The sequence below is a fragment of the Bremerella sp. JC817 genome (assembly GCF_040718835.1).
Lineage (GTDB): Bacteria > Planctomycetota > Planctomycetia > Pirellulales > Pirellulaceae > Bremerella.
The window spans coordinates 1-746 of record NZ_JBFEFG010000244.1 but is presented as its reverse complement, the minus strand read 5'-3'; the positions used below and the strand labels follow the sequence as shown (position 1 = coordinate 746).

2 protein-coding genes are annotated in these 746 nt (G+C 57.4%); one reads left to right on the top strand and one right to left on the bottom strand.

All coding sequences use genetic code 11. From position 1 onward, the window contains the following. The coding region (locus AB1L30_RS03020) for a pseudouridine synthase (RefSeq protein ID WP_367011881.1) at positions 1-159 on the bottom strand (159 nt) is incomplete at its 3' end. Positions 160-536: 377 nt separating this feature from the next. On the opposite strand from AB1L30_RS03020, the gene AB1L30_RS03015 reads away from it, so the two are divergent. Next, the coding region (locus AB1L30_RS03015; RefSeq protein WP_367011880.1) for a hypothetical protein at positions 537-746 on the top strand (210 nt) is incomplete at its 3' end.

Genomic DNA, 746 nt, shown 5'->3' with positions numbered 1-746 from the left:
AACGTGCGCCAGGTGAACGCGAATCTGATGCGTCCGGCCCGTCTTCGGCATCACCTTGAAGACCGAGAACCCGTCGAAACGCTCGGCGACTTCGTAGAACGGTTGGGCTTCTTTGCGCCGTCGCTTCGAAGCGTTCCTTCTCGTATTCTTCGGTGCCATACGCTTTGACGACGTGATAGCCTTCCATGATCTGGAGGAAGATCTTGCAATTCCTGCCGGGTAGAAGGGAGAGAATAAGATTTTAGGATCTGCCCGAACGGATCGCGCAGTTGCTGATATTTTACGTTTCGCCGCGCATGGGCCAGCCGAGACCAGGTCGCCCAGGTCATGACTTAAACGCACGATTCCGCTGCGTTTGGCTCGGACCCATTTCGATTCGCGGATTAACGCTGCGAGTCGCTTGGGTGGTTCGACGAAATTCCGGCTCTGCTCGAGTTCGAGTTCTTCCGTGGCGATCAAGACAACGCCGCGTTTGTCACGCCTCGTTATGCGGCGACCCAGTCGGGCGTCACGTTTCTCCCGAGAATACTCGCAAGGTGCTGGTATTTCGCATTCGTGTTCCGCGCGATATGCTCGCAAGCACTTTCGAACGACCCGACGTGCTGTTCCAGGACCCGTATCGCCATGAAGGTCCCGTTGCGACTGAAATCGCGGGGCGTGCACGGGGTGTCGTCATCCCGTCCGAACCGTGGATAGGGGCTGCCTCTTGTTGCGGCATCGGGCAGGACATTCATCGGATCATGAGT